Origin of the sequence: Histidinibacterium aquaticum (genome assembly GCF_008710275.1) — a bacterium.
In the GTDB taxonomy this organism is placed as follows: domain Bacteria; phylum Pseudomonadota; class Alphaproteobacteria; order Rhodobacterales; family Rhodobacteraceae; genus Oceanicola; species Oceanicola aquaticus.
The window spans coordinates 203,515-216,171 of record NZ_VYQE01000005.1 but is presented as its reverse complement, the minus strand read 5'-3'; the positions used below and the strand labels follow the sequence as shown (position 1 = coordinate 216,171).

At 68.2% G+C, this 12,657-nt stretch carries 14 protein-coding genes; 3 read left to right on the top strand and 11 right to left on the bottom strand.

Features of this window, described 5'->3' with window-relative positions:
- Positions 1-17: 17 nt before the first annotated feature.
- The 7 genes from F3S47_RS16470 to dapD form a co-directional block, all read right to left on the bottom strand.
- A complete protein-coding gene (locus F3S47_RS16470; protein ID WP_223877855.1) occupies positions 18-1,253 on the bottom strand; it encodes a lytic murein transglycosylase in 1,236 nt (411 codons plus the stop codon).
- Positions 1,254-1,311: 58 nt separating this feature from the next.
- Positions 1,312-3,588, bottom strand: a complete 2,277-nt coding sequence (gene rnr / locus F3S47_RS16465) for a ribonuclease R (protein WP_150446390.1) — start codon at positions 3,586-3,588, stop codon at positions 1,312-1,314.
- Positions 3,589-3,643: 55 nt separating this feature from the next.
- A complete protein-coding gene (gene dapE / locus F3S47_RS16460; protein ID WP_150446389.1) occupies positions 3,644-4,792 on the bottom strand; it encodes a succinyl-diaminopimelate desuccinylase in 1,149 nt (382 codons plus the stop codon).
- 84 nt (positions 4,793-4,876) lie between these two features.
- A complete protein-coding gene (locus F3S47_RS16455) occupies positions 4,877-5,185 on the bottom strand; it encodes a hypothetical protein (RefSeq protein WP_150446388.1) in 309 nt (102 codons plus the stop codon).
- Positions 5,186-5,216: 31 nt separating this feature from the next.
- Positions 5,217-5,459: a GlsB/YeaQ/YmgE family stress response membrane protein gene (locus F3S47_RS16450; protein WP_150446387.1), complete on the bottom strand. Its 243-nt coding sequence runs from the start codon at positions 5,457-5,459 to the stop codon at positions 5,217-5,219.
- A gap of 79 nt (positions 5,460-5,538) precedes the next feature.
- Complete coding sequence (locus F3S47_RS16445) at positions 5,539-5,793, bottom strand: GlsB/YeaQ/YmgE family stress response membrane protein (RefSeq protein WP_150446386.1); 255 nt, start codon at positions 5,791-5,793, stop codon at positions 5,539-5,541.
- 97 nt (positions 5,794-5,890) lie between these two features.
- Positions 5,891-6,718 (bottom strand): 2,3,4,5-tetrahydropyridine-2,6-dicarboxylate N-succinyltransferase, encoded by an 828-nt coding sequence (dapD, locus tag F3S47_RS16440; protein ID WP_150446385.1) that lies wholly within the window; start codon positions 6,716-6,718, stop codon positions 5,891-5,893.
- A 180-nt stretch (positions 6,719-6,898) separates the two neighbouring features.
- Between dapD and F3S47_RS16435 the strand changes: the two genes are divergently transcribed.
- Positions 6,899-7,195, top strand: coding sequence for a hypothetical protein (locus tag F3S47_RS16435; protein ID WP_150446384.1), 297 nt, complete (start codon positions 6,899-6,901; stop codon positions 7,193-7,195).
- Here the strand turns inward: F3S47_RS16435 and F3S47_RS16430 are convergent.
- Positions 7,192-8,115: a serine/threonine dehydratase gene (locus F3S47_RS16430; protein WP_150446383.1), complete on the bottom strand. Its 924-nt coding sequence runs from the start codon at positions 8,113-8,115 to the stop codon at positions 7,192-7,194. The two genes, F3S47_RS16435 and F3S47_RS16430, sit on opposite strands and share 4 nt — an antisense overlap.
- Positions 8,116-8,183: 68 nt before the next feature.
- Between F3S47_RS16430 and F3S47_RS16425 the strand changes: the two genes are divergently transcribed.
- Positions 8,184-9,029: an LOG family protein gene (locus F3S47_RS16425; RefSeq protein WP_150446382.1), complete on the top strand. Its 846-nt coding sequence runs from the start codon at positions 8,184-8,186 to the stop codon at positions 9,027-9,029.
- Positions 9,030-9,069: 40 nt separating this feature from the next.
- The gene (locus F3S47_RS16420) at positions 9,070-9,591 is read left to right on the top strand and encodes a gluconokinase (RefSeq protein WP_150446381.1); all 522 of its coding nucleotides are present in this window, start codon (positions 9,070-9,072) and stop codon (positions 9,589-9,591) included.
- On the opposite strand, the gene F3S47_RS16415 is transcribed toward F3S47_RS16420, so the two are convergent.
- Genes F3S47_RS16415 through F3S47_RS16405 form a run of 3 tightly spaced genes read right to left on the bottom strand, consistent with a single transcriptional unit; the run spans position 9,577 to position 12,613 of the window.
- Complete coding sequence (locus F3S47_RS16415) at positions 9,577-10,446, bottom strand: aminoglycoside phosphotransferase family protein (RefSeq protein WP_223877854.1); 870 nt, start codon at positions 10,444-10,446, stop codon at positions 9,577-9,579. The genes F3S47_RS16420 and F3S47_RS16415 overlap by 15 nt on opposite strands.
- Complete coding sequence (locus tag F3S47_RS16410; RefSeq protein WP_223877853.1) at positions 10,443-11,561, bottom strand: Gfo/Idh/MocA family protein; 1,119 nt, start codon at positions 11,559-11,561, stop codon at positions 10,443-10,445. The genes F3S47_RS16415 and F3S47_RS16410 overlap by 4 nt, the downstream gene beginning before the upstream one ends.
- Positions 11,558-12,613 (bottom strand): sugar phosphate isomerase/epimerase family protein, encoded by a 1,056-nt coding sequence (locus F3S47_RS16405; protein WP_150446380.1) that lies wholly within the window; start codon positions 12,611-12,613, stop codon positions 11,558-11,560. The genes F3S47_RS16410 and F3S47_RS16405 overlap by 4 nt, the downstream gene beginning before the upstream one ends.
- Between the last annotated feature and the right edge of the window lie 44 nt (positions 12,614-12,657).

Here is a 12,657-nt window from a genome sequence, read left to right as displayed (position 1 = left end):
CGACCTCACACCGAAGGTCAGCGCAGCCGTTCGAGCAGGGGCACCGAGGCGAAGCCGTCCGGCAATAGACCCTCCGCGACTTGGTAAGCCCGGATCGCGTCCACAGTGTTCGGCCCGATCTTGCCGTCGACACCCTGGGTATCGAAACCGGCCTCCGTCAGCCGCTCCTGCAGTTCGAGCCGTTCCTCGGCCCCGAGGCCGCGCAGATGGCGGGGCCACTCCCCCTCCAGCGGACCGGCTCCGGCGATCCGATTTGCGAGATGTCCGACGGCGACGACATAGGCGTCAGCCGTGTTGTAGGCCTCGATCACCTCGAAGTTGCCGAACACCATGAAGGCCGCCCCTTCGTGCCCGGCGGGCAGGAGGATCGAGGCGGGACCGTGGTCGTCGGGGACGGTTTCGCCGGAGACCGGCTCGATCCCGATCGCCGCCCACTCGGAGGGCAGCTTGGTGACTTCCCGGTCCGCGAGCAGGAAATCGAAGTCCTCGGGAAGCCTGACCTCCAGCCCCCAAGGCTGTCCTTCGGTCCACCCGAAGTTGGCGAGGTATGCGGCCGTGGAGGCCAGCGCGTCCGCCGGATTGTCGTTCCAGATATCGCTCTGGCCGCCGCCGGACCAGTCGACCGCATGTTCCAGGTAGGAGGTCGGCATGAACTGCGTATGGCCCATCGCGCCGGCCCAGCTGCCCTGCATCTCGTTGCGGTCCACGGCGCCGGACTGAAGGATTTGCAGGCCAGCCAGAAGCTGCTCCTCGAAAAAGGCCCCGCGGCGGGAGTCGGCGGAGAGCGTCGCGAGGGCGGCGAGCGTGTCGGTGCTGCCGCGCACGACGCCGTAGGCGCTCTCGAGCCCCCAGATGGCCGCGACGACATGGCGGTCGACGCCGTACTCCTCTTCGATCGCCGCCAGCAAATCGGCCTGCCGAGCGACCGCGTCCCGTCCGTTCGCGACCCGCAGCTCGGAGACGGCGGTGTCGAGATAGGTCCAGATCGGCTTGACGAACTCGGCCTGGTTCCGGTCGAGGTCGATGATCTCGGGCTGGTAGGAAACCCCGGAGAGTCCCTCGTCCAGCGTTTCCTCGGATATGCCGGCGGCAAGAGCCCTCTCGCGGAAGCCCGCCAGCCATTCGTCAAAGGCCTCGGGCCCGCTCGCTTCGCCCCGCACGTCCTCTACCTCCGCCAGATTGCCCAGCGCGCCCTGCGCGCCCACCTGAAGCGGCCAGAGGAGCAGCGCGACCATCAGTGCCGCATACCGCATTTCGGATCTCCTGCCGGTCTGCCTCGATCATGAGTCTAGTGACGTGAACGACGACTGCCTAGCGTCGGGTCCGCTTCACCTTGCGATCGGTCTTCTGGGCCTTTTTCCTGGCTGCCGCCTGCTTTCGCTTCGGGGGTCCGGAGCGCCCGGGCTTGCCGCGCGGCCGCCCGCCGCCGCGCCCCTTGGGCAGCTTCTCGCCCTCCAGGTCGAGCAGCTCCAGGATCAGCCCGCCCGTGACCGGCGTCACCTCCGCTATGCGCACCGTCACCCGCTGGCCCAACCGGACAACGGTGCCGGTGTCGGCACCCATCAGCGTCTGGCTGTCCGGATCATAGTGAAAGAACTCCGAACCCAGGTCGCGGATCGGGATCATCCCGTCGGCCCCGGTCTGGTCCAGCTTCACGAAGACGCCGAACTTGGCGATGCCCGAGATCCGGCCCCCGATTTGCGCGCCCACCCGGTCGGCGAGATAGGCCGCGAGGTAGCGGTCCGTCGTGTCGCGCTCCGCGACCATCGACCTGCGCTCGGTATCGGAGATGTGCTTGGCCGTGGCGTCGAGATCTTCGAGCTCCTCCGGCGAGAGCCCGTCCTTCCCCCAGCCGTGCGCCGTGATCAGGGCCCGGTGCACGATCAGGTCGGAATACCGCCGGATCGGCGAGGTGAAATGCGCGTAGTTGCGCAGAGCCAGACCGAAATGGCCGAAGTTCTCCGGGTTGTAGTAGGCCTGCGTCATCGAGCGCAGCGTCGCCATGTTGATGAGCTCGGCCTCTTCCGTGCCCGCGGCCTGTCCCAGCAGCCGGTTGAGGTGCGCGGTTTTGAGCACCTGTCCCTTGGCGAGCTGAAGCCCCGCCGCCTCCGCGGTCTCCCGCAGCGCATCGAGCTTGTCGGGGTTGGGCTCCTCGTGGACCCGGAACAGCAGCGGCGTCTTCTTCCGGATCAAGGTCTCGGCGGCCGCCACGTTGGCCAGCACCATGAACTCCTCGATGAGCCGGTGCGCGTCGAGCCGTTCCTTGTAATCGACCGAGGTGACCTCGCCTTCGTCCGAGATGACGATCTGCCTCTCCGGTAGATCCAGCTCGAGCGGCTGGCGTGTCCCGCGGGCATGCTTCAGCGCGGCATAGGCGGCGTAGAGCGGTTCGATGACCGGCTCCAGAAGCGGACCCGTCTTGTCGTTCGGCTCGCCATCGATCGCCGCCTGCACCTCTTCATAGGTCAGGGAGGCGGGCGACTTCATCAGGCCGCGGTGGAAGCTGTGATCGATCAGCTCGCCCCCCGCGTCGATGCGCATCCGCACCGCGATACAGGCCCGGGGAACGCCCTCGTGCAGGGAGCAGAGATCGCCCGAGAGCCTGTCGGGAAGCATCGGCACGACGCGGTCCGGGAAATAGGTGGAATTCCCCCGCTTGCGCGCCTCCCGGTCGAGCTGGGTGCCGGGGCGGACGTAATGGGCCACGTCCGCGATGGCGACCCAGATGACGTGTCCGTCCGGGTTCTTCGGGTCCTCGTCGGGGTGCGCGTAGCAGGCGTCGTCGTGGTCCCGGGCATCCCAGGGGTCGATCGTGACGAGGGGCAGATCGCGCAGGTCCTCGCGGCCCTTGAGGCCCGCGGGTTTCATTCGGTCGGCCTCCTCCACCACGGCATCGGGAAACCGGTCCGGGATGCCGTGCTCGTGGATTGCGATGAGCGAGACCGCCTTCGGCGCGGAAGGGTCGCCCAGCCGCCCCACGATCCGGGCGCGGGGAAGCCCCATGCGGGATCTCGGCCCCGCCTGCTCGCCCTCGACGAGTTCCCCGTCGCGGGCGCCGTGGTCTTCGCCCGGCGCGACCATCCACTCTTTGTCCGACCCCTTCTCGACCGGAACGATCCGCCCGCCTTCCGAGCCCTTGCGGAAGATGCCGATCACACGCAGCGGGTTCGAGCCGATCCGGCGGATGAGCCGGGCGGTGTAGGCGTGATCCTCTCCATCGACTTCGGTGAGGCGCGCGAGGATGCGGTTGCCCTCGCCCAGCGCCGGATCGCTCTCCCGCGGCTGTACGAGCACGGAGGGCTCCGGCCCCTCGCCGTGCCACTCCAGCGGCTTGGCATAAAGGTCGCCGTCCGCGTCCGGGCCGAGGACCTGAAGAACCGAGACGGGCGGCAGCTTCTCGGGGTCGCGGTACCCCTTGCGCTTCTTTTGCAGGTGCCCCTCGTCCTCCAGTGCGCGCAAGTGGCGCTTGAGGTCGATCCGCTCGGCGCCCTTGAGGCCGAAGGCCTTGGCGATGTCGCGTTTGGAGGTCTGGGTCGGGTTCTCGGAGATCCAGTTCAGGATCTCCTCCTTGGAAGGGATGCGAGCCATGGCGATTGCCTAGCACGGGCGGCGGGGGCCGTCATCGCGAAAGCAAGGGATCGGATCAGGCGAAGTAATCCTCCAGCACGCGGCGATAGACGGCCTTGAGCTGGTGCACCTGCTCCACCGGCACCCGTTCGTCCACGGCGTGCATGCCGCGCCCAACAAGACCGAACTCCACCACCGGGCAATGGTCCTTGACGAAGCGCGCATCCGAGGTCCCCCCGGTCGTGGACAGCTCCGGCGTCACGCCGAGCTCGGCCTCCACCGCACCCGCCACGAGGTCCGACAGCGGTCCGGGCGGCGTCAGAAAAGCCTCGCCCGACACCCGCGCCGCGACCTCGATCTCGAGCCCGAAGGTCTCGCCCACCACGCGGGCCTCCTCTTCCAGCCAGCGTATCAGGGAGGCGCCGTCGTGCAGGTCGTTGAAGCGGATGTTGACCGTGGCGCGGGCCTCCGCCGGGATGACGTTCGTGGCGGTGTTCCCGGTGTCGATCGTCACGATCGCCAGCGTCGAGGGGTCGAAGTGATCGGTTCCGTCGTCCAGCCGGTGCGAGCCCAGCCGATCCATGAGCCGCGCCATCGCGGGCAGCGGGTTGAGCGCCTTGTGGGGGTACGCCGAATGCCCCTGTTTGCCCCTGGCCGTGAAAAAGGCGTTGAGCGAGCCGCGGCGGCCGATCTTCACCATCTCGCCCATGGTTTCCGGGCAGGTCGGCTCCCCGACGAGGCAGACCGACATCGATTCGCCCGTCTCCTTCATCCAGTCGAGCAGCGCCAGCGTGCCGTCCTGGCAGAGCCCCTCCTCGTCCCCGGTGATCGCGAGAATGAGGGCGCCGTCCTCCGGCGGGGTGTCGTGGACGAAATCCACGGCGGCGGAGACGAAGGCGGCTACCGCCGACTTCATGTCGACCGAGCCCCTGCCCCAGATTTCCCCGTCGATCTCCTCGCCGCCAAACGGCTCGTGGGTCCAGGCTGCCGCATCTCCGACCGGGACGACGTCGGTATGGCCGTTGAACCCGAAGCGCCGCGGCGCATCCTTCCCGCCCCAACGCGCGTAGAGATTGGGCACGTCGTTGCGGTCGACCCGCGTGCATTCGAACCCGGCCTCGGCGAGCACCGACTCCAGCAGCCTCAGCGCGCCCCCTTCTTCAGGCGTGACGGAGGGACAGCGAACGAGTTCCGCGGTGAGGGCGACGGGATCGGTGGGCGGCATGGCGGTCTCCTTGCCCCATCGCTACCCCCGCACCTCCCCGGCCGCAATCGCTGCGGCTGCGGTGCGACGCGACCATCCGGCGTCTCAGTCGTAGAAGGGTGTCATCTGCGCGACGATCACGGCGTTCTCGTCGAGCGCGCGCTGCATCAGGGCCCGCTCCTCGTCGGAGATGTCATGACCCTCGGCTTCACGCTCTTCCAGCGTCCCGTAGCCGGAGACGTCGAGCGGCGCGAGATCGGCCTGCTTGAGGACCGCCACGGTCTCTCTCACGGCCTCCGCCTCGTCCACACCGGAGGCGAAGCACATCAGGGCCCCGCCCGTTGCCTCCTTGGGCAGGCCGTCGCCCGCCTTGCGGCCGACCTCGACAAGAAGCGTGAAGACCCGTTGCGCCATGTCCGCCTCATCGCTCCGCCCCGAAGCGGCGTCAAGTGATCTTGCGGTAGCCCCAGATCAGCAAACAGGCCCCGGCCGCGCCCACGATCAACTGGGTGAGCCAGGCGTCGGCGGTATAGATGCCGATGACCCGAAGAAGCCCGTTCAGCACGATCGCGCCCACGATACCGAGGATGATGTTCGCGACGATCCCCGTGCCCGCCTTCATGATCAGGCTGGCGATCCAGCCGGCGAAGCCGCCGACGATGATCGATCCGAAGAAGCCCAGTCCCATACGTCACTCCCTCCAGACTAAAACGGCCCGCCCCTGTTCGGGAGCGGGCCGCGCGTTCCTGTCTTTGCCGCAGGGCGCGTCAGGTCTTGCTGCGCACCATTCTGGCGACCCAGATCAGCAGGCATGCGCCGATGAAGCCGATGATCAGCTGGCCGATCCAGCCGCCCAGCGTGCCACCCGTGATCGCCAGCAGAATGGCGTTCAGGATGAGGGCGCCGACGATGCCCAGGATGATGTTCATCAGAAGACCCATGTCGGCCTTCATGAATTTCTCGGCAAGCCAACCTGCGATGCCGCCGATGATGATAGCTGCGAGCCAGCCTACTCCGGTCATTGATCAGTCCTCGTGTCTCTTGCGCGCGGAGGCACTCTGCCCGCGCCTGTCTCGGCAGTTAACGACTCCGTGAGGTGACCGGTTCCACCTGCGGTCGTCAGTCGCGCAGGAGCTCGTTGATGCCGACCTTCGACCGCGTCCGCTCGTCCACGCGCTTCACGATGACCGCGCAGTAGAGGTTGAGGTTGTTCTTCGTCGGCATCGAACCGGAGACGACGACGGAATAGGGCGGCACCTCGCCCATGAAGACTTCGCCGGTCTCGCGGTCGACGATCTTGGTGGACTGACCGATGTAGACGCCCATCCCGAGGACCGAGCCTTCGCGCACGATGACGCCCTCGACGACCTCCGACCGCGCACCGATGAAGCAGTTGTCCTCGATGATCGTGGGGTTCGCCTGCATGGGCTCCAGCACGCCGCCGATGCCGACGCCGCCCGACAGGTGCACGCCCTTCCCGATTTGGGCGCAGGAGCCGACCGTGGCCCAGGTGTCGACCATGGTCCCCTCGTCCACGTAGGCGCCAAGGTTCACGAAGGACGGCATCAGCACGACGCCCGGGGCGATGTAGGCGGACTTGCGGACCACGCAGTTCGGCACCGCGCGAAAGCCGGCCGCCCGCCAGGCGTTCTCGCCCCAGCCCGCGAACTTGCTGTCCACCTTGTCCCACCAACCGCCGCCCTGCGGACCGCCGGGCTGGATTTCCATGTCCTTGAGGCGGAAGCCGAGCAGCACCGCCTTCTTGGCCCACTGGTTCACCTGCCATTCGCCGTCGGCGCCCTTCTCGGCCACGCGGAGCGAACCGCTGTCGAGGGCGTCGAGCGTGTCCTCGATCGCCTCCCGCGTCTCCCCGCCGGTCGAAGGGGTAATCTGGTCACGGATGTCCCAGGCGGTTTCGATAGCGGCTTCGAGATTGGCGTTCGACATTGGGCCCTCCGGCATGTGCATCGGTCGCGCGGTTTGTGCCCGATGGACCGCCCGCGCGCAATCACGGCGTCGAACCCGCCGAATACGAGCGATCTGCCACGGTTTTGCCGTCTCCGCTCCACCAGTCCGACAATCGAAAGGTGAGACTGAAGGGGCCAACGCAATCCGGGAGACCCGAAGATGACCCGCACCCTCCTCGCTGCCGTCGCCGCCATCGCCCTGACGCCGCTCGGCGCGCAGGCCCAGACCCTTTCCACCTCCAACTGGAGCGGCATGGCCTACGGAACCGTTTCGCCGCATGCGCCGCCGGCGGCCTCGACCGCCCAGTTCTGGACCGATCCGACCACCGGCTGCTCCTACGCGCGAGCGCAGGTCGGGAACTACGCGCCCACCTGGCACCTCATCCACAACGGCGAGCGGATCGGCCTGACCAACGGCCGCATCAGCTGCGAAGGCGTGATCCGCCCCGCCCGCTAGAAGGGCGCGGGCGCCGGATTGGCCCCGCAGACGAGCACGGCGATGCGTTCGTCCGGCTCGGCGCGATAGGCCCCGCTGCTCAGGGCGGCGAGGGCCGCGGCGCCGGCCGGCTCGACCCATTGCCGCACGCCGCGCCAAAGCCGCCGCTGCGCGTCGGCGATGGCCTCATCGCTCACGAGGACACTTTCGACCCCGTACCTCCTCGCCAGCTCGTATCCCCGCGCGCCGATCTTCCGCGCGCCGAGCGCGTTCGCGGCGATGCCCGAGACCTCGATCTCGGCCCCGGGCCCATCCCGCAGAGCCGTATGCAGCGTCGCCGTCCCCTCGGATTCCACCGCCACGACTTTCCGGCGGCCGTCCAGCCAGGCCAGCGCTCCGCCGATCAGGCCGCCCCCGCCGACGGCGATGAGCACGGTATCGGCCTCGAGCCCCTGATCCTCCCACTCGGCCATGACGGTTCCCTGCCCCGCCAGCGTGCCGAAGGCGTCGTAAGCGTGAATCTGGCCTGCGCCTGTTTCCGCCTCCCAGGCCTGCGCAGCTTCCAGGGCGTTGGAGTATGCGCCGCCGACGACCTCCAGTTCGGCGCCCGTCTCCTCGATCAGGGCGATTTTCGAGGGTCCCGCGATCTCCGGAACGAATATCTTTGCGCGGTGGCCGAGGGCCCGCGCCGCGTGGGCGACCGCCGCGCCGTGGTTTCCGCCCGATGCCGCGACCACGCCCGCTTCGGGCACCGTCCCCGAGAGCAGCGTCTCGAAGGCCCCGCGCACCTTGAAGCTGCCCGTCTTCTGGGTGTTCTCGAGCTTCAGCTCCAGGCTCCGTCCCGGCAAGAGAGCATCGCTCGACATGACCGGCGTTCGGTGGACGGAAGGAGCGATGCGCCGCGCCGCGGCGGCGATGTCGTCGGGGGTCGGGATGTCCATGAGCGGCTCGCGTTTTACTTCACCGCGGGACCCTGCCATCAAGGGACAAAGCCCTGCAAGGACCCCACATGGACGACCGACATCGCCACCCCCTGCGCCACAGCCGGGAGGACAGGACAGCCGTCGAGAAGGCACCGGAATCGGCCCAGGCGGCCTCACCGACCTATCGGCTTGCCTTCGACGACCCCGATTTCCTCTTCCGCGAGGATCTGCGGGCCGTCCGGCTGCAGCTTGAACTGCTGAAGCCCGAACTCACGATGAACGAGGCGGAGATCGCCTCGACCATCGTCCTCTTCGGCGGAGCACGCATTCCCGAACCGGCGCGTCGCGACGAGGCGCGCACGAAGACCCTCGCCGGCCTGGCCGAGCACTACGAGGAGGCGCGGCGCTTCGCCCGCCTGGTGACCGAACGCTCGCTCGCGGGGGGCGGCCGCGAGGACGTCATCGTCACCGGCGGCGGTCCCGGCGTCATGGAGGCCGGCAACCGCGGCGCGCTCGACGCGGGCGGGCGCTCGATCGGACTCGGGATCGTGCTCCCGCACGAGCAGGAGCCGAACGGCTACGTCACGCCGGAACTCTGCTTCAACTTCCACTATTTCGCGATCCGGAAGATGCACTTCCTGATGCGGGCCCGCGCGGTCTGCGTCTTCCCGGGCGGTTTCGGCACGCTGGACGAGCTCTTCGAATGCCTGACGCTTATCCAGACCGGGCGGATGGAGAAGATCCCCGTCCTGCTCTTCGGGCGCAGCTTCTGGGACAGGATCGTCGACTTCGAGGCGCTGGCCGACGCGGGCACGATCTCGCCCGAGGACCTGGAGCTCTTCCGCTTCGTGGAGGATGCCGAGAGCGCGTTGGAGGCCATCGACACCTGGGAAGGCGCCGGCGAGAAGCGCCACAACATTCCCGGCCGCTAGGGCCTTTTCACCGGAAGTCCGATCGCTCAGGGTCCTGCGCATGACGCAAACGCCGAAACACCGCGCCATCCTCGTGATGGGTACCTCCGGATCGGGCAAGTCGACCGTGGGCTCCGCGCTGGCGGAGCGGCTCGGTGCGGTCTTCCTGGAGGGTGACGCCTATCATCCCCAGTCGAACGTCGACCGCATGGCCTCGGGCAAGCCGCTGACCGACGAGATGCGCTGGCCCTGGCTCGACCAGCTCGCCCGGGCCGCGGCGGAGAAACGGCAGTTCCACGAGACGGTCCTGGCCTGCTCCGCCCTCAAGAGGAGCTACCGCGACCGGCTCCGCGCGCAGCTGCCGGGCCTGATCACGGTCTATCCGGACGCCAGCAAGGAGCTGATCGCGGAACGCATGCAGGGCCGGAAGGGCCACTTCATGCCGCTGTCCCTCCTCGACAGCCAGTTCGAGACGCTGGAACCGCCGGGCGACGACGAGACCGCGATCCGGGTCTCCGCCGACCAGAGGCCCGAGGAAATGGTCGCGGAGGTCGCAGCTCGGCTGTCGTCAGACGGCGAGTAGCCTCTCGACGGTTCGCCTGGCGAGGGCCGCGAAGGCAGGGTCGCTTTCCCGGTAGTAGGGGATGATCGGCAAGGCGAAGGCGAGCGCCCAGCCCATGCCTCGCAGCCACTCGTCCTCGTCCGGCGCCAGTATGGCCCGGAACGCCGCACGGTCTCCGCGGTCGAGCACCGCCCAGGCGCACATGAGGTCGACCGCCGGATCGCCCTGCGTGACCAGGCCCCAGTCGATGACCGCCGTCAGGCGACCGTCGCGGACCAGCAGGTTGCCGGGGTGAAGATCTGCGTGGACGACGGCCAGCCGCTCCGGCGGCGCCGCGCGGAGTGCCCTCTCCCACAGGTCCAGCACGCTGTCCCGGGGAAGCTCCGATATCTGCTCCAGCGCGCTCCGGAGTTCGGCATCGCGCTCGGCCAGGGGCACGCCCCGGTTGCCATGCGGGGGGCCGGCGAGCACGGGATCGACCTCGCGCAGGGCCGCGATGAAGCGCGCCAGCTCGCCGCCGCAGGCGATCGGCTCGGGATGCCGCAAAGCATCCTCGCCCTCGATCCAGCGCTGGATCGACCAACGGAATGGAAAATCCGCGCCCGGCTGTCCGAGAAAGAGAAACTCCGGGGTCTCGAGCGGCACGAGCGGGCCGAGCCGCGGCAAGAGAAGCGCATCCCGCGCCATCTGGGCATCGGCCGCGGGATGGCGCGGCAGGCGGACCACGATGTCCGTTCCAAGCCGGAACAGGTGGAAATCGGTGCCCGCCTGTTCGACCCGGTGGGGGTCGAGGCCGGCCCAGCGCGACGCCTGGCCGGCCAGAAGCGCCCGGACGGTCGCGGGCGCAACCGCGATCTCGTCCGGGTGCAGGCTCACCGTTTGACCCAGGTGCCGCCTGCCTTGGAGCTCTCGATGCAGGCCTCGATGAACCACATGCCCTCGAGACCGGCTTCGATGCCCGGCAGAAGCGCCCCGTCCGCCTTGCCCTGGATGAGGTCGGCGGCGTCCGTGTAGACGTTGGCGAAGCCCTCCAGGTAACCCTCCGGATGCCCCGGAGGGATGCGGGTCCAGTCGCCCGCACCACCGCCAAGACCGGCGCCGCCGCGGGTGATGATCTGCTTGGGTTCACCGAACTTGGTGAAGGTCATCCGGTTCGGATTTTCCTGCGCCCATTCGATCCCGGCCTTGTCGCCGTAGATCCGCAAGGTGAGACCGTTCTCGCATCCCATCGCGACCTGGCTCGCCCAGAGCATCGCCTTGGCGCCACCGGACATGCGCAGCAGGACGTGCGCGTTGTCGTCGAGCTGGCGCCCCGTGACGAAGGCATCGAGGTCGGCCAGCAGCGCCTCCGGCTTCAGCCCCGACACGAATGTCGCGAGGTTGAGCGCGTGGGTGCCGATGTCGCCGATCGCGCCGCCGCCGCCGGACTTCTTGGGATCGGTCCGCCAGGCCGCCTGCTTGTTGTCGGCGTCGGGCTCCTCGGCCATCCAGTCCTGCGCGTATTCCGCCTGGATCACCCGGATCTTGCCCAGGTCGCCGCGCTCGATCATCTGCCGCGCCTGCCGCATGAGCGGGTAGCCGGTGTAGTTGTGCGTCAGGATGAACTTCGCCGACGAGGCGTCGACCGCCTTCGCGATCCGCTCGGCCTCCTCCATCGAGGTGGTCAGCGGCTTGTCGCAGATGACGTGGATCCCGGCCTCGAGAAAGGCGATGGCCGGTCCCGCGTGCATGTGGTTCGGCGTGACGATCGAGACCGCCTCGATGCCGTCGGGACGGCTGGCCTCTGCCTTCGCCATCTCCTCGTAGTCGGTGTAGCTCCGCTCGGGATCGAGGCCCAGCGCCTCGCCCGAGGCCTTGGCCTTCTCCGGCGTGGAGCTGAGCGCCCCCGCCACCAGTTCGAAGCGGTCGTCGATGCGGCTGGCGATCCGGTGCACGCCCCCGATGAAGGCGCCCTGGCCGCCGCCGACCATTCCAAGTCTCACTCGGCTCATAGTCCCAGCATCCCCTTGATCTGCTTTTCGTCACGCTCGCCGCCCGCGAAATCGTCGAAGGCCTTGGCCGGCGCCTCGATCAGGTGGCTCGCGATGAAGGGCGCGCCCTCGGCGGCGCCCTGCTCGGCCGACTTGATGCAGCACTCCCACTCGAGCACGGCCCAGCTGTCGTAGCCGTACTGCGTGAGCTTGGAGAAGATCGCGTTGAAATCGACATCGCCGTCGCCCAGCGACCGGAAGCGTCCGGCGCGCCCGACCCAGCCCTGGTAGCCGGAGTAGACGCCCTGCCGGCCGTCCGGATTGAACTCGGCATCCTTGACGTGGAAGGCGTTAATGCGCTCGTGGTAGATGTCGATGAAAGCCACGTAGTCGAGCTGTTGCAGCACGAAGTGGCTGGGATCGTAGTTGATCATGCAGGCCGGGTGGTTGCCCACCTTCTCCAGCAGCATCTCGAAGGTCGCCCCATCGAAGAGGTCCTCGCCCGGGTGCAGCTCGAAGCCGATGTCCTGGCCGTGCTCCTGGTAGTGATCGAAGATCGGCTTCCAGCGACGCGCCAGCTCGTCGAAGGCCTCGTCGATCAGCCCCTCGGGCCGCTGCGGCCAGGGATAGACGTAGGGCCAGGCGAGCGCGCCGGAGAATGAGACCGTGTGCGAGAGGCCGAGGTGCTTGGATGCGACGGCGCACTTCTTAACCTGGTCGACCGCCCACTCCTGCCGCGCCTTCGGATTGCCGTGCACCTTCTCGGGCGCGAAGGCGTCGAAGACCGAGTCATAGGCCGGATTCACCGCGACCAGCTGCCCCTGAAGGTGGGTCGAGAGCTCGGTGATCTCGACCCCGGCCTCCTGGCAGGTGCCCTTGACCTCGTCGCAGTAGTCCTTGCTCTCGGCCGCCTTGTCGAGATCGAAGAGCCGCGGATCGAACGTGGGGATCTGCACCCCCTTGTAGCCGAGGCCCGCGGCCCACTCGGCGATATTCTTCAACGAATTGTACGGTGCTTCGTCGCCCGCGAACTGGGCCAGGAACAAGGCCGGGCCCTTAATCTGCGTCGCCATACGCATCCTCCCTGATTGGCAACTCTTACGACCCGCAACCTCAC